Raw genomic sequence first — 16,822 nt, 5'->3', positions numbered from 1 at the left:
AAACCGTCAACCTATTTTAGGCACACACATCAGTAGTTGATTTATGTCCCGACAGGTCGGGATATACACTTGTGGCTCACGCCAACATAACAAAAAAACAAAGTAACCATTTGACGATTTGTAATAATTCTATAGTTTTAATAAACCATGATAAATACAGGCAGGAAATCAGGCTTAGCAGCCTGAATTCGGTGTGCTAAGCCTGAAAGTCGTCAGGGGTATATACAAGTTAGTTGCAATTGTAATATGACAGTAAACGAAATATCAGACATACAAAAAGAGCAGCTTCTCAAGGTGATGCCATCAAAAGACTGGACGATGGAATATCGACCTTGCCAAGTGACCTTAAAAAATGGCGACACGCTTGACAACGTTTACGTTCAGGAACAACAAAGCTATTTAAAGACTTGGGGTGTTATGCCAGACGTAGATGCAGGAAAAAGATATGTTTTAATTGAAGACGTGACCGAAATTAAAGAAAGTCCAAATCGACTACGACCAGACTTGGCAAACAAAATTTATGAAGTTGGAGAATCTGGAATGGGGTATTGTCTTTACAAGTTAGTTCTAGACAACGGACAGACAGTAGACGTTTGCACAGGAAACGCTGTTGATTTTGTTCCATTACCGAACGGACTGACAACTAAAGATATTAAAGACGTTTTACCGCATCAAGCATCGAGAGAGAATTTTGTTAAAGGGCCTGAATACTATTGGTGTTTATTCAAGGGAGATATTCCGAAAACTTATAAAGACAACAAGGACGAAAAATCAAATGCAACTAACAGCAGCTTGCCAAAAGCGGGGCGGACGTGGTTACAGAAACTTTTCGGCTCCGAATAAACATTAGTGGTAGCTTGACAGGTTGGTGCTCCGAAAGCCCCGCCTTCGGCAAGCTACAAAACGTTAGCGATCAGGCAAAAACAACGAGCAACCAAATTATGTACAAAAGAATTTACATAGAAACACAAAGAACTATTCTACGAAATTTGGAAACGGACGATGCAGAACGTTTTTATGCTCTTAATCTTGATAAAGAAGTATTGAAATTTACAGGAGACAAACCATTTGAAAACATTCAAACCGCAAAAGACTTTATAACGAACTACGACCAGTATGAAAAATATGGAGTTGGACGACTTGCTGTTATGGAAAAAATCACTTCAAAATTTATTGGCTGGTGCGGACTTAAATACAGCCATGATAAAGATGAATACGATATTGGATTTAGGTTTTTTAGACAGTATTGGAATAAAGGTTTTGCAACGGAGACAGCTAAAGTATGTCTTGAATTCGGTTTTAATGAATTAGGACTCTGCAGAATTGTTGGACGAGCAATGAAAGAAAACATTGCATCAATCAAAGTTCTTGAGAAGATTGGAATGACATTTAAAGAGTCGTTTGATTTTGACGGACAGGAAGGCGAAATTTTCGAAATAACAAACAAGGAATATGAAGAAAGAAGCCCGAACCGCTAATCGAGTAGACGGCCTCGCCAGATTTCTCTGACGAGGTGCGCCCCCGCCTTCGGACGGGCAGGCCTCACACCACTGCCCCCGAAAATTATCGGGGCTATCTGCATACGGGTCTCGTACCTACTCCGCATCCCGTCTCCTCGCTAAAAATTTCCTGAGGGACATTTTCTCCACGCTCGGCCCCAGTTACACTGGATTGTAGGTCCGATCGCTATCGGACGCGATTGTAAGTAATCGGAAAGCATGGATTCGTAGCCTTTCCGTTGCAGTCTTGACAGGGTGATCTCGGTACTTAGAATAGGACGCAGTTCCGGCCCTACCCTTTTTCCTTCGTCTTGGCTCATACTATCCTCGATTCGGAAAAGTGACACTCTCTTGGCTTCGGGACGTTATCCCCGCGCCTTGTTCACGCAGTGTTTGTATGCTTTGGTGTTTATGAATGCTGCGCATTTCACCCGTTGGAACGGCAAACTTTTTGACCTATATTCACCATTCAAGGCACACAAACGTTTGGTGCAATGTAGGGTGAAGTGCAAAATTGGAGTTTTGTACTTCTATCAAGCATAGTGCTATGTTGACAGTTCAGTTTTTCTAATTCTCCCACTGCGCCAAGGGTGGGAAGGTTTAGCGCTCAGGCTAAGACGACAGCTACTCTATAAAAAATATAGCAACTTTATGCAAATAGACAATTTTGAAATAAGTCCATATACCGACTCATATCGAAAACAGGTTTTGATAATTTGGGAGAAATCAGTTCTTGCCACACACGACTTTTTGAGCCCAGGCGACTTTGTAAAAATTAAGAATTTAGTAAAAGACATAGATTTTAATGAATTTCAAGTTTTTTGTCTGACAAAGGAAAACTTAGTAATGGGTTTTATTGGAGTTGCAGACAAAAAGATTGAAATGCTGTTTTTAGACCCCCAATATTTTGGACAAGGACTTGGACAGAAATTGTTAAATTTTGCAGTAAAAGAATTGAAAGCAGACAAACTTGACGTGAATGAGCAGAACACAAAAGCTCTTAAATTCTATCAAAATTTTGGATTTGAAACGTTCGAGAGAACTGAAAAAGACGACCAAGGAAGAAACTATCCTCTTTTGAGAATGAAATTGAAATATCCTAAATAAGCAAAGCCCGAATCCGTCAGCGGACAGCATATAGAGGACAGAATCAAAAAGAATTCAAATCAAAATATGGACAACAAACTAATCAAAAATATTGTCGGTCAATTCAGGGACATACAAGAGCAAGAATTGTGGCTTGACGAAAATTTCAAAAAAAAGATTGGTAATCTTCCGGAGAAACTTGCTTTTGAGAGACCATTACCAGAATTACACAGTGTTGCCGAGTTAATTTCACACATTTTAGTTTGGAGAAAAGAAAGCATATTAAAACTTAAAGGACTTAGTTCAATGTTGACGATGGAAAGTCCGGAAAACTGGCTTACAAATGAGGTGCTACAAAAAAAAGGTTGGGAAAAACTAAAATCTGAATTCTATCAAAGCCAGGAAGACATAATTGAACTTATTGAAAATGAAACAGACGAGTATCTTGAAAGAGAATATACAGACGGTTTTAAGTTCAAGTATCTTCTTGAAGGACTAATCCACCACGACCTATACCACCTGGGACAAATTGGAATAGTGATAAAGTTTCTAAACAAGAACGTGATGAAAAAAAGGGAACTAGCCATTCAGAACTATGTTGACGGCTACAATACTTTTGATGTTTCTAGGATGATTAGAGACTTTTCAGAGAATGTAATTTTTGAAAATCTACAAGATGGAAAGGTTACAATGACACTAAGTGGAATACAAGAATTTAAAAACCAAGCCGAAAAAGCAAAACAGTTTTTTTCACAGAGAAGACAAAAAATATTAAGCTTTAAACACTCAACGGATAAAACTGAAATTGATATAGATTATCAAGGAATTTTAGCATCAGATTTTGCGAACGGAATGAAAAAGGGGCAAGAGATAAAGTTAAGAGGGACGTCACTTTTTGAATTCAAAGAAGACAAAATCATAAAACTGACTGATGAGAGCTGAAATAGAACACGGAACCGCTAACAGCAGCTACCCAGAAGTGGCGGTTTAGTTATTTATTCAAGCTTTGTGCTTCTATCAACATTTGTGCTTGGTTGACAGTAAAGTGCTTCGAAATCGCCGGATTCGGGTAGCTGCAAATCGTTAGCGGGCATTGTAAAGACCGAAACCCGAAGAGAAACAAATAGTAAAAAATAAATTTGACAATGGAGCAAAACAACAACAGACAGAAATCAAACAGACAAGGAGCAACAGCATTCGCTCAGACATACTTTCACGGAACAAAGGCAGACCTGAAAGTTGGAGACTTAATTGAAGTTGGTTTCAACTCTAACTACGGGCAACAAAAAAACGCAAAATACATTTTTTTGACAGGGACATTGGACGCTGCAATTTGGGGAGCGGAACTTGCATTTGGTGACGGACGAGAAAGAATTTATTTGGTAGAACCAACAGGAGAAATCGAAAACGACCCCGACTTGACCGACAAAAAATTTCCTGGAAATCCAACGCAGTCTTTCCGCTCAACTCAACCTTTCAAAGTTGTTGGAGAAGTAACCGTTTGGCAAGGTCACCCAGCCGAACAAGTAAAGACAATGAAAGAACACCTAGAAAAGCTAAATGAACAAGGCATTAATTCACTCAATGACTAATAGCAAAAGATTAATAATGTTCTCTGAAAATGAAAAGTAACAAAGAAATAGTTTCGGACTTTATCAGCGCTACAAATCAAAAAGACTGGGATACGGTTTTGAAACTTGTCGACAACGATTTCATTAGACACAGTTCCTCTGAACCCAAGGAGATAAAAACAAATACTGGATTAGTTAAATTTCATCAGGAAGAATTAGAAACTTTCCCCGATTTACAAGAAACAATAATTTTTGCAATTGAAGAAGGTGACTTGGTTGCTGCCAGAATAAATTTTTCGGGAACACAATTAGGACAACTCATAAGCTTTCCACCAACTGGTAAAAAACTAACTGCAGACTTCAATTGCTTCTTTCGTGTGACAGATGGAAAAATTAAAGAAAGCTGGGTTGAGTATGACAACTTAAATGGACTAATTCAACTTGGACACTACAAGATAAATTGAGGTGAATGACGAGAAAAAAGAACAACAACCCGCCAACTCGGGTTTTGCGTCAGGCGGGGTGACGTGCAAACTTGGAGCTTTGTGCTTCTATTCAAGTTCAGTGCTGGTTGACAGTTTTATGCTCCGATTCCGATATTCTTATGGATTAAACAACGGGTTTGATATAGGATTTTTCATATTTTCGGTCTTCCCTTATCAGAGCGAATATCCGGTTGATTATTTTGGCTCTGACTGCATTTAGGACCGTCATTTTGTTCTTGCCCTCCGCTACTTTCCTTTCAAAATAGTCCCTGAGTTCCCCCTTCATCCTGATCGCGGATAGTGCCGCCATATGGAAGAGTGTCTTTAGGTCCTTGTTGGCCCGGTTCGAGACCTTGCGCCTGGATCTTTGGCTGGTTCCCGATTCGAAGGAAAACGGGGCAACGCCCACATGGCATGAAAACTGTCTACCCGATCCGAACTTGGTAAAGCCCTGTGTCGCTATGATGGTCTCCGTGGCCACTTTGTCTCCAACGCCGCCAACTGAAACCAATATCTCCTTTTGCCTTGCGAGCTTCTCGCTGCCCATGAGCTGTTCCTCTATCTGCTGGTCCAGAAGGTCAATGAGTTTGGTCAGGGACTCCACCTGCCTTTTAAGCCTCTTTGCTTTGGCCTTGTAGACATCCGAATCAATGTATCCCTCAAAATCATTGATCTGGGACTTGTACTTAGCCCTGTCCCTGATATACATATCCCGCTCACTGCCAAGCAGTTTTACGGTTTCGATCACCTTGTCGTCCAGGGTCTGCAGCCTTGCCTTGTCGACATACTGCATCGCATAGTCGGCAATCCGTTCTGAATCGATCTTGTCGTCCTTCCTCCTCTGTACCCCCGACCTCAGCCTGATCTCGGCTCCGCTCTCCAGCCACAAAGCGATCCCGTTGCCCATGCAGAACACCTTCAAAGGATTGGAATAATGGCCGGTATGCTCTGCACAGACCAGCACTTCCCCCCAGGCACGGCTCTTCTCCAACCTCCTGAAAAATCTCCCAATGGAGAGATCCTTGTTCTCGATCTTGAAGTTCTCGATTTCCCCATAAAGGGTAACCAGGCAAATGTCAAGTGTCAATTTACTCACATCGATTCCGATAAATGTCTTGAATTTCATACTTTAGCATTTAGATAAATTGATTGAAAAGAACCGTTACCTAATAACCTTAACAGATGTAAGACTAATATCTTATACAGGTCTTGGTTCTTTAAACCTGTCAGCTCCAAATATCGGGATAGTGCTCTACTAAGGCTATCGATGGATCGCTGGCAGGTTTTCAATTATACCACCCTTCTTGGTTAAATACAATCGATCAAATCTAAGGTAGCTATCGGAACCGCCCGAACGCAAAGCCCGAAAACGTTGTGCGTCATACTATTTCGACAGTTCTAAACCATAACAATACATGTTCTACTATTGGTATCGAATCATCAGGATTTTAATTGCAAAAAATTTTCAGAAACAAATAGACATTGAGGCGGAACTAAGCAGAAAATTTACAGTTCGCCTGTTTGACTGTGATGGTTTGCGTGTGATGACTGCATTCAAATATGCGGCGTATATGGACTTTATTCGTTGGGAGATGATTGCTCGTTCAAAACTTTACAGTGAAATTGTGTTAAAGGGTTTAGCCCCGACACTTGGCTCGCAAAAAATCATTTACCGAAAACCACTTAAACGTTGGACGCAATTTACTCTTAAAGTAAATACTGCGGGTTGGGATGAAAAATGGGTTTACCACATCCACACATTTGAACAGAAGGGAGAAATAAAAGCTGTGGGAATTACAAGAGCTCTAATATGGAAAAAAGACAAACCTCAAATTTTGCAACAAATACTAGAAAATGCCGGCGTAAAAGATATAAATAAAAAACCACCAGATTGGGTTATTAACTTATTTCAAAGTGATACCGATATTATAGCGGGCAACTTTGAACCAATAAAATAGTAATCATTTGACCTAAGAAGTACGAACGCACAACAGGTGTAACCGTTGCACAACCTCCCCTTGAATCAAAGAAATTGAAGGCTTTTAAAGGACGTAGTAGATTTCTGGGATTTTTGATTGGCTGGCGAAAATGGGATCTTTTTTTGGTAAGACGGGGCTGGGCGCCGGAATAGCACATTCTATCCTCGATTCGGAAAAGTGCTACTTGCATGGCTTTGGGGCCTTACCCCCGCACTACAACTAGCTTTATTACCTTTTAGTGCATACATTTCAGAATGGTAGATCAGAGGCTTTCGGAACTGTAATTTTGAGAGAAGATTAAGCTAAAGAAATAAGAGAACTATTGGATGAATTGATTTTGATGACCATTTTAAACAAGCAACACATCACTATGAAAGATACACAGAAGCTTATCTATATTTTACTTGGGTTACCAATGATCATTTATCCGTTTGTCTTGTTAGCCAATATGATGAGTGCCTCAGGCTTTGCGAGTAAAGCCTCTGACCTGAAGTTATTTGTGGTTAATGGATTTCTGTGGTCTAGTTTATTATATCCGATTTCCTATTTATTGGCTTTGATTCCTTCTATCAAAAAGAGAAAATATGGCTTTACAGTGCCATTGATTCACCTGGTAATTGTACTTGTGTTTTTTGGGCTATGGGCGTATTTAGACTAGAAACTGCACTGGAGCAATTCGCCATACCCCTCCTTAGTGTAGATTGACCTTTTAATCAATGAAGTTCGGATTAGGACTGGGTGGGATTTGTAATTCCACCCTACTATTCTACAGCATTTGCAAAGCTGCCTCATCTTATGCACAACAGTCGGTTCAGAGGAAGTAAGAAAATTTAGTATCTTCAAGTAGGCTGGAAGAGAACCGCTACGAAAGGCCGCCGTCTCCAAGCTGAATCACGTGATGGCTCATTTTAAATTACCGTAAAAAGGAAATACTTAATTGAAAGATATAAAATACATCGTTGGACTTACGATAATTGTCCTCACCTTTTTGGTATCAATTATTCCGTTTTTGATAACACAGGTTTTTCCTTTCTTTTTTATGGGTGTTGGGTTTGTCTGGTTTAGTAGGGTAAAGGTTTTAACCAAGGTGATTTGCACAGTTTTACCAGTTATACTTTGGGTTCCTTTTTTTAATTTGTTTATTTTTAGTACAGGCTTATTTTATAGAGAAACTGCTCAAAAAGTTGACTTTAATTTTCCAGAGAATTTTGAGGGTAAAGCAATCGTTGTTCAGCAAATTTCTTGTGGACAAGAAGTCACAAAGAAAAATGGCAGATATCAGTTAAATTTCCCTGAAAACGGAATTTTATTATACCAAGGTAGCATAGAGAAAACAGGCTATAGAAACCACCATTTTTATTATCTGTCGAAAGCCGGAATCAGAACAAAAATTGATGAAGTAGATTACTATTCTATTTTATTTCAAGACGATTCAACTAAAATTGCGGGAAGTTCTGATCTAGGTATTTGGTATAGGGGTACAATGATGGAAACAGACTCTCTACCCTATGAAATGACAGAGTATGAACTGGCGGAAATGTTCGTTTATACCTTAAGCAATATTGAGAATTTCCTAAGCGTTGAATATAACAAAAAGGTCGACAGTCTTATATATGAAGCAATTAGCAGATGTAAATGAAACAAACGAGCCATAATCGAGTAGACGGCCTCGCCAGATTTCTCTGACGAGGTGCGCCCCCGCCTTCGGACGGGCAGGTCTCACAACACCTATCAAGCAAGCTTTCGAGATTCGAGGAGCAAAATGGAACAAAAAAACCGGGCTTAAATGGGCCCGGTTTTTTTGTTTTGTCTACAAACTCCAACTGTTACCGACATCAGCCAGCGGAATACAACCTTTGTATTCGCCCGGTATCGGGTCGTAGCTGAGGACGTTTTTGCCGATTTCCTCGGAGCTGAAATAGGCCCAAAGCGTCATGGACTTCAAGCCTCGGTAGAAGCCCACAGGCTCCTGTTTGCCAACCGCGGTACCCCAAACCCGTGGATTGAATTTTGGGGAATTGGCTTCCTGCTCCTTGAGAAAAGCTGTCTTGTCTTCCAAACTCAGGTCTGCGAACACGTTGCCGAATTTATCCTTGGCTGTAGCATTGAACTTCTCGATTTCGGCGACTACATTTTCTTGGGCTTTTTGGTCATAAGTGCGGGCATACACCAAATCGATGAAAACGTCTGCCTTCACGTCCAATGCCCCGGGCGTATCGGTCTTGGGCAAGATGGTATCCACAAAAGCGGAAATAAATCGAGCCTGGTCTTCGGACAAAAACTCGGGCACCCAAGTCAGGCGCTCCTGCTTGGAACAGGCCTGCAGGAGTGACAAAAAGCTTGGAACCCCGGCGGCTGTCCCGGCCATCAAGGCTGTTTTTCGGATTGCGTCTCTTCTATTCATGGCTTACAGGTTCATTTTTTTGAGTTCGGAAACGGCGTGGTCGGCGGCCCTAGCTGTCAAAGCCATATAGGTCAGGGATGGGTTGACACAGGAAGATGAAGTCATACAGGCACCGTCGGTGACAAAGACGTTTTTGCAGGCATGGACTTGGTTGAATCCGTTGAGCACGGAAGTCTTGGGGTCACGACCCATGCGGGCTGTACCCATTTCATGGATACCGTAGCCCATTTCATGTTTGTTGTCAAAGTCGATCACCTCCTTCAATCCTGCACGATCCAACATTTCCTTGGCATCGATGCGGATTTGCTCATTGAGGGCGAGTTCGTTGGCACCCCACTCTGCATCTATCGACAAGGTCGGCTGACCCCATTTGTCCAAAACGTCCTTGTTTAGGTAAACTTTGTTTTCATGGTAGGGAAGGCACTCTGCAAAACCGGTAATGAAAAACTCCCAAGGCCCGGGCTTCATCATGCGGTCTTTGAAATCTGCGCCAAAATCCGGTTCGTTGGCGCCTGCACCCCAGTTGCTGCGACCACCGCCGCCTTGGTATCCAAATCCCCTGACGAACTTGTCGGATTGCGGGCCTCCCTGCAGGTTGACATAGCGCGGGATGTAGATGCCGTTGGGCCGTCTGCCTTTGTAATATTGGTCCTCAAAACCTTCCACTTTGCCCATGGCACCTACCCGATAAGTATGGTCCATCAGGTTGTGCCCGAGTTCCCCGGAATCATTACCGAGACCATTCGGGAATCTATTGGAAGTGGAATTGAGGAGAATTTGGGTGGTACTCAAGGTAGAGGCATTCACGAAAATGATCTTGGCATTATAGACGATATCTGCGTTGGTCTCGGCATCGATGATGCGGACGCCTGAGGCTTTGCCTGTTTGTTCATCGTACACGATCGATTGGACGATGGAAAAAGGCCGAATGGTCAAATTGCCCGTGGCATTGGCCGCGGGGAGCGTCACGGCATTGCTGCTGAAATAAGCACCATAAGGACAACCCCGATCGCATCGATTGCGGAATTGGCATTTGCCACGCCCATTGATTGGCTCGGTCAGGTGGGCCACACGGCCGATGATCATGTTGCGCCCGGGGAAATCCTTCTCGATCCGACTCTTGACGTGCTTTTCCACACAGTTCAATTCCATCGGAGGCAAAAAATGGCTGTCTGGTAATTGCGGCAAGCCCAATGCTTCACCGCTGATTCCTGCAAATTTCTCCACATAAGTGTACCACGGAGCCAAATCCTTGTAGCGGATCGGCCAATCCACCCCGTGGCCGTCTTTCGCGTTTGCTTCGAAATCCAAATCAGACCAGCGGTAGGTCTGTTTGCCCCAAAGTAGCGAGCGCCCGCCCATCTGGTGCGCGCGAACCCACAGAAAAGGTTTGACTTCGGTGTAGGGATTTTCCACATCGTTGGCGTGGAAGTGTTCGTTCATTTCTCCGATAAACCCAACCCTTCCGCCTTGGGGATGCCGGGCTTTTTGTTCGGGAGTCAAGCCTCCCCTGAGTTCAGTATCCCAAGGATCCAAAGTCATGGTGGGATAATCCTTGACATGTTCCACGAGTCTGCCGCGCTCTAGAACGAGGGTTTTCAGTCCTTTTTCGCAGAGTTCCTTGGCGGCCCAGCCACCACTGATACCCGACCCGATGACGATAGCGTCATAGGTCATGTCTTGTTTTGCGTCGATGTTAAAATTGGCCATTCAATAGGTTATTTTGAGAGCTAAAAGATAGGGATTTTTCGGGAAAAGACCTTTCTGGATCTGCATTCCAATCATTTCGAAGGCTCCCGGACTTCAATCGGGAACAGCTCCGATAAGGAAACAAATTCATAGCCCCTTGACCTTAGGGTTTGAAGCAGTACGGGAATTTGAGCGTGGAATTTATCTACACGCTTCGGGCCGACACCGATATGCATGAGCAGGATGAATCCGTTCAGGCCCTGAGGCTGGGAGCTTTCATAGTCCAAAATAGAATGCAGGATTTTCTGCGAATCCACATAATTGGGCATTGATGGATCCGTGTAATCCGCGTGGGAACGGGTACCGCTGCTGAAATTGATCAAATGCAATCCAGCCTCCCGCGTCCAGGCGCTGATGCTGTCATTGTACCATTCGTAGGGAGGGAGAAAAAAAGGCGCCTCGGATTTGTCGACACCAAACCGCCTCATTTCATCATAATTCCGTTCCAAATCCTCCAAAAACGCTACCTTGGTTACAAGTAGACTATCCCTTTTTCCCCAATCACAATACAACAAATGTTTGTCGGAATGGGCACTCAGATAATGGCCCTTCCCCTTGATTTGGATAATGAGATTCTCAAAATCGGGATTGCGGTAAAAATCCCCTGTGAAGAAAAAGGCCGCCTTTGCCCGGTGTTGGCCCAATGTCTTCAAAATCTCTTCTCCAGCTTCCGCAAACTCATGCCCCGTGAATACCAATGCAATCTTCTTTTCACCGAGATCGCCGCGTACCATGCCGCCAAATACATTTTGGACCTGTCCCCGTGCCAGTACGGGGGATACAAGAAGCAGGATCAAGACGCTGAACGTTATTCTCATGATTTCGGAACCGCAATTCGCTTTTTTATTTCTTCTGCGAAAGCCTAGGCAAAATAAATTCGCCCGATTGACCAATATCAGTTTCTTTTTTCAGACTTTTTAATAGTTTCAAGCCTTCAACAAGAATTTCACCAATACAGGTGAATGCTTAATCCAAATCCGCATGATTATAGGGATATTGAAAGAACCCCAAGACGAGGCCCGGGTAGCGCTTTTGCCGGAGGCGGTCAAGACGCTCATCAGTTGGAAGACCTCCGTTTGGGTGGAATCCAGCGCTGGCGCGAGTGCCTATGCTTCAGACCAATGGTATCAGGAATCGGGAGGGGAAATCCATACCCGAAAGGAAATACTCGAAAAGGCAGATCTGATCTGCGGCATCCAACCACTCGCCGAAGCCGAAATCGGCCAAATGAAACCGGGTGCGGTCCTCATGGGGCAACTCAGTGCACTTTTCAACCCCAAGCTGACGGACTATTTGATCCAATCCGGCAGGACGGCATTCAGCATGGAGTTGGTGCCAAGGACTACCCGCGCCCAAGCGATGGACGTACTTTCATCCATGGCAACGGTCACCGGATACAAGGCTGTACTGATGGCCGCCAACCTGTTGCCACGGTTTTTCCCGATGTTTATGACGGCCGCCGGAAGCATCACCCCTGCAAGGGTATTGATATTGGGCGCAGGCGTGGCTGGTCTTCAAGCGATCGCAACGGCCAAGCGCTTGGGCGCAACGGTCTATGCCTTTGACGTTCGTCAAGCCGCCAAAGAGGAAGTTCTCTCCCTCGGTGCCAAATTTGTGGATGTGGAAGGCGCCAAAGAAGACAAATCCGCCGGCGGGTATGCCGTTGAGCAAAGCGCGGAATACCTGCGAAAACAAAAAGACACCATCCACGAACATGCCACCAAAGCGGATGTCATCATTACCACGGCACAGATTCCGGGAAGAAAAGCGCCTTTGTTGGTGGAAGAAAGAACCGTCCGGGCAATGAAAGCGGGTGCTGTAATCATCGACTTGGCGGCCTCATCCGGTGGCAACTGTGCCCTTTCCCAACCTGATCAAACGGTCGAAGTAAACGGTGTCCGCATCGTGGGGGTAGGCAATCTCGCAGCCGAAATGCCCCAGGATGCCAGCAAGATGTATGGCAAAAACTACCTCAATTTCCTCAAACTCATCATCCACAACGGTGAACTCAAACTCAACTTTGAGGATGATATTGTGACGGGTACTTGTGTGTGCCACGAAGGAAAGCCAGTGAGTCCGAGAATTGTACAAATGAAATCCGCATAAGCATGGAAGCGATATTGAATTTTATTGGGGACAATATGGAAATGGTCTATTTCCTTGTCCTCGCGATACTTTTGGGCATCGAGGTCATCTCCAACGTGCCGGCGATTTTACATACTCCGCTGATGTCAGGGGCCAATGCGGTCCATGGCGTCGTGGTCGTCGGGGCTATCATCGTGATGTTGCAGGCCTCACCGGACAATTACCTTGCCCTCACCGTTGGGTTTCTGGCAGTGATTGTGGGAACCCTTAATGTCGTCGGGGGATTTGTGGTGACTGACAGGATGCTTGAAATGTTTAAGAAAAAACCGAAGAAATCATGAGCATCCATATACTAGAAATAAGCTACCTCATTGCCTCGCTGACCTTTATCATCGGTCTGAAAATGCTGAGCCATCCGGATTCTGCCCGCAAGGGAAACCTGATAGCTGCGGCGGGGATGCTTTTGGCGATCATCGTTACGCTGACTTTGTACCAAGAATTTGATTCCGGCAAAGCGCTCAATTACGGTCTTATCTTCCTAGGCTTGGTCATCGGGACGATCATCGGGACGATCATGGCCAAAAGGGTGCAAATGACCGCAATGCCCCAAATGGTCTCCTTCTTCAACGGAATGGGGGGTGCCTGCGCAGCCTTGATCGCGATCATCGAATTCCAGCACCATCAGCATGCCACGGTGACCGGATTTGATGGCGAACTTTTGGTGATGCTCTTGGGACTTTTGATCGGCTCGGTTTCATTCTCAGGTTCTTTGATTGCATATGGAAAGTTGGAGGGCAAAATCAAAGACAAAGTGCTTCCTTTCAATCAAGCCGTCAACATGATTTTGCTCGGGACGATCGTTGTGTTGATTTTGATTCAAATGGTCAGCGGTTCAAGTCCAGTTTTGTTCTATGTATTGTTGGGATTGGCCTTGGTGTATGGAATCCTGTTTGTCATGCCTATTGGCGGTGCCGATATGCCCGTCGTGATCTCTTTACTGAACTCATTTACAGGAATGGCGGCAGCTTTCGGTGGCTTTTTGTATGGCAACAAAGCCATGCTGACGGGAGGTATCCTCGTAGGTTCGGCCGGCACGATCCTTACGATCCTGATGTGCAACGCCATGAACAGGTCACTGACCAACGTGCTTTTGGGAGCCTTTGGCGGAAGTGCAGGTGGTAGTGCCAAAACAGGCCCCGGCGACCAAACCGTCCGCGAGATTTCAATTTCCGATACTGCTGTATTGCTTTCCTATTCCCAAAGCGTCGTCATCGTTCCAGGGTATGGTTTGGCTGTTGCCCAAGCCCAGCATGTGTGCCACGAACTTGAAAAACTCCTCTCAGAAAAAGGTGTGGAGGTAAATTATGCCATCCACCCCGTGGCAGGAAGGATGCCGGGCCATATGAACGTGCTGCTCGCAGAGGCTGATGTCCCCTATGAAAGGCTTCAGGAAATGGAAGAAATCAATGACAAATTTGCCAATACAGACGTGGTTATCGTCATCGGTGCCAATGACGTCGTCAACCCCGCGGCGAAAAATGACCCCTCCTCTCCTATCTATGGCATGCCGATCCTGGACGTGGACCAAGCCAAAAATGTCATCGTGATGAAGCGGGGCATGGCGGCAGGATACGCGGGTATCGAAAACGAGCTGTTCTTCTACCCCAAAACCAGGATGCTTTTCGGTGACGCCAAAGCGACGCTACAGAAACTGACCGCAGAAGTGAAGGAGGTGTAGGGATGTAGGGATGTAGGGGTTAGGGATGTAGTGAAGTCTGGGGAATTTCGAATGATGAATGTCGAATCATGAATTACGAGTAAGGCGGGCGGACGAAAAGGCGAAAAATCAAATCCACCTGAATAATTGAATTGTTCTTTTCAGTACATTTCGATTTATCCCAATACCAACCACACCCACACATGCTCGAAGATTTGGACAACAGCGTCCTGAATTTCAACCAAGATTCCCTTCTTCTTCTCAACATCACGTTGGCAATTATCATGTTTGGCGTGGCGCTCGAACTCAAGGTTGCTGACTTCAAATATATTCTCAAAGAGCCAAAAGCCTTTTGGTTGGGAATCGTAGCGCAATTCATTGTGTTGCCTTTTTTGACTTGGATTCTGGTGTTAACGATCAACCCGCCGGCGTCTGTAGCTTTGGGGATGTTTTTGGTGGCAGCCTGCCCGGGAGGAAACGTCTCCAATTTTCTCAGCCATCTATCTCGGGGAAACACGGCCCTTTCCGTGTCGCTGACGGCCTTTTCCACCGGTGGATCGATTTTCTTCACCCCTTTCAACTTTGCGCTTTGGGCAAGCTTCTACGAGCCCACGGCCAACATGCTCAAAAGCATTTCCCTTTCCTATTTCGAAGTCTTCCAAACCGTTGCCTTGATATTGGGCATTCCCTTGATATTGGGCATGTTGGTCAATAGCAAATGGCCCAAATGGTCCGAAAAAGCCACAAAAATCCTCAAACCGCTCAGCATTCTCATCTTCGCGGGCTTTGTGGTCATCGCCTTTCTGGGCAATTATGACCTTTTCCTGAAATTCATTTCCCTGATTTTCCTGTGGGTATTGGCACATAACTTCGCTGCGTTGGCTTCGGGTTTTGTTGTCGCCAAAATTGGGAGATTGGGAATTGCTGAGACGAAAACACTCACCATCGAGACCGGCATCCAAAACTCCGGATTGGCTTTGGTGCTCATTTTTACCTATTTTGACGGTTTGGGCGGCATGGCCATCATAGCGGCATGGTGGGGAATCTGGCATATTATTTCAGGATTTGCCGTTACTGCCTATTTCAGGAGGATTTGATCCTGGGTGTTTTCCCAAATGAAGATTCCAATATGAAAAACGGTTTCAACGCGATACTTAGACTTTTGGTGAAGATAGCCCTACATGGCTACTATCACAGAATTCTCGTCGAAGGCAAACAAAATCTCCCCAAAAAAAAGGCCGTCATCATACTCGCAAACCATCAGAACGCCTTGGTGGACCCACTATTGATTGCCACGCAGACCAAGCTCAAGCCCCACTTTCTGACCCGGGCCTCGGTCTTCAAAAAGCCCCTTTTTGCCAAACTCCTTGATTTCATCCGCATGATTCCCGTCTACCGAGTCCGGGACGGCGTCGAAAACATGGAAAAAAATAAAGAAACTTTCGACCGCAGCGTGCAGATTCTGAGGGAAAAGGGCTCCGTACTGATTTTTGTGGAGGGCGGACATTCCCATCAGCGCAACCTGCGACCGCTGCGCAAAGGGTTCGCTCGGATCGCATTTCAGGCCCTGGAGTCTGACCCGAATCTCGATTTGCAAATCCTCCCGATAGGCATCAACTACAGCAACCACAAATCGTCGGGAAGCAAAGTCCGCATCATCGTCGGAAAAGCTTTTGCCGCCAAGGACCACTATCCCAACTTTGACAGCTTGATCAAAGCGGGCAAAGAAGCCCTTCAACCCCTTATCGCCCATATTCCGGATGGGGATCATTATGAGGAACATCTTCAGCAATTGATTGCCCAAAATGTGGATCTAACATCCCCGGAAGCGGTCTCAACAGCCTTAAATTCAAAAGAAAAACAAGAACCGAAGCGGGTTTCCAAGCCCTATCTGGCCAACAAACTGATGAAAATCTGCCATTTCCCGCTTTACGGCTTATGGCTGTATGCCGGGCCAAAAATCAAAGACAACGTATTTGTGGCCACATTTAAGTTTTTGATTGGATTTGTGTTTGGGCCGATTTGGTATCTACTGCTGATGGTTGTTTCTTCCAACACGGATTTCTTTGGGACATGGCTGGTGTCGCTGCTTTATTTGGCTTGGATCAGTCTTTTTTTCAATAAAAACCCGCAGGAATAATTCCTGGCCAGTATTCCGATTTCTACAAATGCCAATTCTTGCCGCCCAAAAAAGGAGCGCTACAATGACTTTGGCTTTGTAAAATATTGAAAGCTGTCCACCGAATA

The 16,822-nt window shown here is 44.8% G+C and carries 19 protein-coding genes; 14 read left to right on the top strand and 5 right to left on the bottom strand.

The features are described from left to right. The first annotated feature begins 246 nt into the window (after window positions 1-246). Both C943_RS09265 and C943_RS09260 read left to right on the top strand, forming a co-directional pair. Entirely contained in the window at window positions 247-843 is a 597-nt protein-coding gene (locus C943_RS09265; RefSeq protein WP_040479811.1) for a hypothetical protein, read from the top strand. A gap of 98 nt (window positions 844-941) precedes the next feature. Next, window positions 942-1,478 (top strand): GNAT family N-acetyltransferase, encoded by a 537-nt coding sequence (locus C943_RS09260; protein ID WP_040479904.1) that lies wholly within the window; start codon window positions 942-944, stop codon window positions 1,476-1,478. A gap of 140 nt (window positions 1,479-1,618) precedes the next feature. On the opposite strand, the gene C943_RS22025 is transcribed toward C943_RS09260, so the two are convergent. Next, window positions 1,619-1,819, bottom strand: a complete 201-nt coding sequence (locus C943_RS22025; RefSeq protein WP_157198496.1) for a hypothetical protein — start codon at window positions 1,817-1,819, stop codon at window positions 1,619-1,621. Between the two features lie 331 nt (window positions 1,820-2,150). Between C943_RS22025 and C943_RS09255 the strand changes: the two genes are divergently transcribed. The 4 genes from C943_RS09255 to C943_RS09235 all read left to right on the top strand — a co-directional run bounded on the left by C943_RS09255 (window position 2,151) and on the right by C943_RS09235 (window position 4,620). After that, on the top strand, window positions 2,151-2,606 hold the full coding sequence (locus C943_RS09255) for a GNAT family N-acetyltransferase (RefSeq protein ID WP_051069557.1): 456 nt from the start codon (window positions 2,151-2,153) through the stop codon (window positions 2,604-2,606). Window positions 2,607-2,672: 66 nt separating this feature from the next. Further along, window positions 2,673-3,527 carry a DinB family protein gene (locus C943_RS22350; protein ID WP_008626959.1) on the top strand — a complete coding sequence of 285 codons (855 nt, stop codon included), beginning with the start codon at window positions 2,673-2,675 and terminating at the stop codon, window positions 3,525-3,527. A 203-nt stretch (window positions 3,528-3,730) separates the two neighbouring features. Continuing rightward, window positions 3,731-4,177, top strand: a complete 447-nt coding sequence (gene arr, locus C943_RS09240) for an NAD(+)--rifampin ADP-ribosyltransferase (RefSeq protein WP_008626958.1) — start codon at window positions 3,731-3,733, stop codon at window positions 4,175-4,177. Window positions 4,178-4,206: 29 nt separating this feature from the next. Beyond that, window positions 4,207-4,620, top strand: coding sequence for an ester cyclase (locus C943_RS09235; RefSeq protein ID WP_040479809.1), 414 nt, complete (start codon window positions 4,207-4,209; stop codon window positions 4,618-4,620). 145 nt (window positions 4,621-4,765) lie between these two features. Here the strand turns inward: C943_RS09235 and C943_RS09230 are convergent, their stop codons facing one another. Further along, entirely contained in the window at window positions 4,766-5,767 is a 1,002-nt protein-coding gene (locus C943_RS09230; RefSeq protein ID WP_008626957.1) for an IS110 family RNA-guided transposase, read from the bottom strand. Window positions 5,768-6,056: 289 nt separating this feature from the next. Here C943_RS09230 and C943_RS09225 point away from each other — a divergent pair, with 289 nt between their 5' ends. The 3 genes from C943_RS09225 to C943_RS09215 all read left to right on the top strand — a co-directional run bounded on the left by C943_RS09225 (window position 6,057) and on the right by C943_RS09215 (window position 8,259). After that, window positions 6,057-6,599 (top strand): acyl-CoA thioesterase, encoded by a 543-nt coding sequence (locus tag C943_RS09225; protein WP_040479807.1) that lies wholly within the window; start codon window positions 6,057-6,059, stop codon window positions 6,597-6,599. Window positions 6,600-6,990: 391 nt separating this feature from the next. After that, window positions 6,991-7,278: a hypothetical protein gene (locus tag C943_RS09220; RefSeq protein ID WP_157198495.1), complete on the top strand. Its 288-nt coding sequence runs from the start codon at window positions 6,991-6,993 to the stop codon at window positions 7,276-7,278. Window positions 7,279-7,557: 279 nt separating this feature from the next. Continuing rightward, window positions 7,558-8,259 carry a DUF6843 domain-containing protein gene (locus C943_RS09215; RefSeq protein WP_008626955.1) on the top strand — a complete coding sequence of 234 codons (702 nt, stop codon included), beginning with the start codon at window positions 7,558-7,560 and terminating at the stop codon, window positions 8,257-8,259. Between the two features lie 171 nt (window positions 8,260-8,430). Here C943_RS09215 and C943_RS09210 read toward each other — a convergent pair whose 3' ends face one another. The 3 genes from C943_RS09210 to C943_RS09200 all read right to left on the bottom strand — a co-directional run bounded on the left by C943_RS09210 (window position 8,431) and on the right by C943_RS09200 (window position 11,591). Further along, window positions 8,431-9,024, bottom strand: a complete 594-nt coding sequence (locus C943_RS09210) for a gluconate 2-dehydrogenase subunit 3 family protein (RefSeq protein ID WP_008626954.1) — start codon at window positions 9,022-9,024, stop codon at window positions 8,431-8,433. Window positions 9,025-9,027: 3 nt separating this feature from the next. Beyond that, the gene (locus C943_RS09205) at window positions 9,028-10,734 is read right to left on the bottom strand and encodes a GMC oxidoreductase (RefSeq protein ID WP_008626953.1); all 1,707 of its coding nucleotides are present in this window, start codon (window positions 10,732-10,734) and stop codon (window positions 9,028-9,030) included. Between the two features lie 71 nt (window positions 10,735-10,805). Then, window positions 10,806-11,591 carry a polysaccharide deacetylase family protein gene (locus tag C943_RS09200; RefSeq protein WP_040479805.1) on the bottom strand — a complete coding sequence of 262 codons (786 nt, stop codon included), beginning with the start codon at window positions 11,589-11,591 and terminating at the stop codon, window positions 10,806-10,808. Window positions 11,592-11,754: 163 nt separating this feature from the next. On the opposite strand from C943_RS09200, the gene C943_RS09195 reads away from it, so the two are divergent. From C943_RS09195 to C943_RS09175, 5 genes are all read left to right on the top strand, one after another. Then, window positions 11,755-12,879: an NAD(P) transhydrogenase subunit alpha gene (locus C943_RS09195; RefSeq protein WP_008626944.1), complete on the top strand. Its 1,125-nt coding sequence runs from the start codon at window positions 11,755-11,757 to the stop codon at window positions 12,877-12,879. Between the two features lie 2 nt (window positions 12,880-12,881). After that, entirely contained in the window at window positions 12,882-13,199 is a 318-nt protein-coding gene (locus tag C943_RS09190; protein WP_008626943.1) for an NAD(P) transhydrogenase subunit alpha part 2, read from the top strand. Further along, the gene (locus C943_RS09185) at window positions 13,196-14,596 is read left to right on the top strand and encodes an NAD(P)(+) transhydrogenase (Re/Si-specific) subunit beta (protein WP_008626942.1); all 1,401 of its coding nucleotides are present in this window, start codon (window positions 13,196-13,198) and stop codon (window positions 14,594-14,596) included. Before C943_RS09190 ends, C943_RS09185 begins: the two co-directional genes overlap by 4 nt. Window positions 14,597-14,778: 182 nt before the next feature. Further along, complete coding sequence (locus C943_RS09180; protein WP_008626941.1) at window positions 14,779-15,672, top strand: bile acid:sodium symporter family protein; 894 nt, start codon at window positions 14,779-14,781, stop codon at window positions 15,670-15,672. Between the two features lie 32 nt (window positions 15,673-15,704). Continuing rightward, the gene (locus C943_RS09175) at window positions 15,705-16,715 is read left to right on the top strand and encodes a lysophospholipid acyltransferase family protein (RefSeq protein WP_008626939.1); all 1,011 of its coding nucleotides are present in this window, start codon (window positions 15,705-15,707) and stop codon (window positions 16,713-16,715) included. Window positions 16,716-16,822: the final 107 nt, after the last annotated feature.

Source organism: Mariniradius saccharolyticus AK6 (assembly GCF_000330725.2).
Lineage (GTDB): Bacteria > Bacteroidota > Bacteroidia > Cytophagales > Cyclobacteriaceae > Mariniradius > Mariniradius saccharolyticus.
Note: the sequence above shows the minus strand (reverse complement) of the source record. Positions and strands in the feature narration are given on the sequence as shown.

Excerpts from the sequence above, each read along its gene's own strand:
- C943_RS09265 (WP_040479811.1), top strand. The coding sequence starts at position 247 with ATGACAGTAAACGAAATATCAGACATACAAAAAGAGCAGCTTCTCAAG.
- C943_RS09260 (WP_040479904.1), top strand. The coding sequence starts at position 942 with ATGTACAAAAGAATTTACATAGAAACACAAAGAACTATTCTACGAAAT.
- C943_RS22025 (WP_157198496.1), bottom strand. The coding sequence starts at position 1,819 with ATGAGCCAAGACGAAGGAAAAAGGGTAGGGCCGGAACTGCGTCCTATT.
- C943_RS09255 (WP_051069557.1), top strand. The coding sequence starts at position 2,151 with ATGCAAATAGACAATTTTGAAATAAGTCCATATACCGACTCATATCGA.
- C943_RS22350 (WP_008626959.1), top strand. The coding sequence starts at position 2,673 with ATGGACAACAAACTAATCAAAAATATTGTCGGTCAATTCAGGGACATA.
- arr (WP_008626958.1), top strand. The coding sequence starts at position 3,731 with ATGGAGCAAAACAACAACAGACAGAAATCAAACAGACAAGGAGCAACA.
- C943_RS09235 (WP_040479809.1), top strand. The coding sequence starts at position 4,207 with ATGAAAAGTAACAAAGAAATAGTTTCGGACTTTATCAGCGCTACAAAT.
- C943_RS09230 (WP_008626957.1), bottom strand. The coding sequence starts at position 5,767 with ATGAAATTCAAGACATTTATCGGAATCGATGTGAGTAAATTGACACTT.
- C943_RS09225 (WP_040479807.1), top strand. The coding sequence starts at position 6,057 with ATGTTCTACTATTGGTATCGAATCATCAGGATTTTAATTGCAAAAAAT.
- C943_RS09220 (WP_157198495.1), top strand. The coding sequence starts at position 6,991 with ATGAAAGATACACAGAAGCTTATCTATATTTTACTTGGGTTACCAATG.
- C943_RS09210 (WP_008626954.1), bottom strand. The coding sequence starts at position 9,024 with ATGAATAGAAGAGACGCAATCCGAAAAACAGCCTTGATGGCCGGGACA.
- C943_RS09205 (WP_008626953.1), bottom strand. The coding sequence starts at position 10,734 with ATGGCCAATTTTAACATCGACGCAAAACAAGACATGACCTATGACGCT.
- C943_RS09200 (WP_040479805.1), bottom strand. The coding sequence starts at position 11,591 with ATGAGAATAACGTTCAGCGTCTTGATCCTGCTTCTTGTATCCCCCGTA.
- C943_RS09195 (WP_008626944.1), top strand. The coding sequence starts at position 11,755 with ATGATTATAGGGATATTGAAAGAACCCCAAGACGAGGCCCGGGTAGCG.
- C943_RS09190 (WP_008626943.1), top strand. The coding sequence starts at position 12,882 with ATGGAAGCGATATTGAATTTTATTGGGGACAATATGGAAATGGTCTAT.
- C943_RS09185 (WP_008626942.1), top strand. The coding sequence starts at position 13,196 with ATGAGCATCCATATACTAGAAATAAGCTACCTCATTGCCTCGCTGACC.
- C943_RS09180 (WP_008626941.1), top strand. The coding sequence starts at position 14,779 with ATGCTCGAAGATTTGGACAACAGCGTCCTGAATTTCAACCAAGATTCC.
- C943_RS09175 (WP_008626939.1), top strand. The coding sequence starts at position 15,705 with ATGAAAAACGGTTTCAACGCGATACTTAGACTTTTGGTGAAGATAGCC.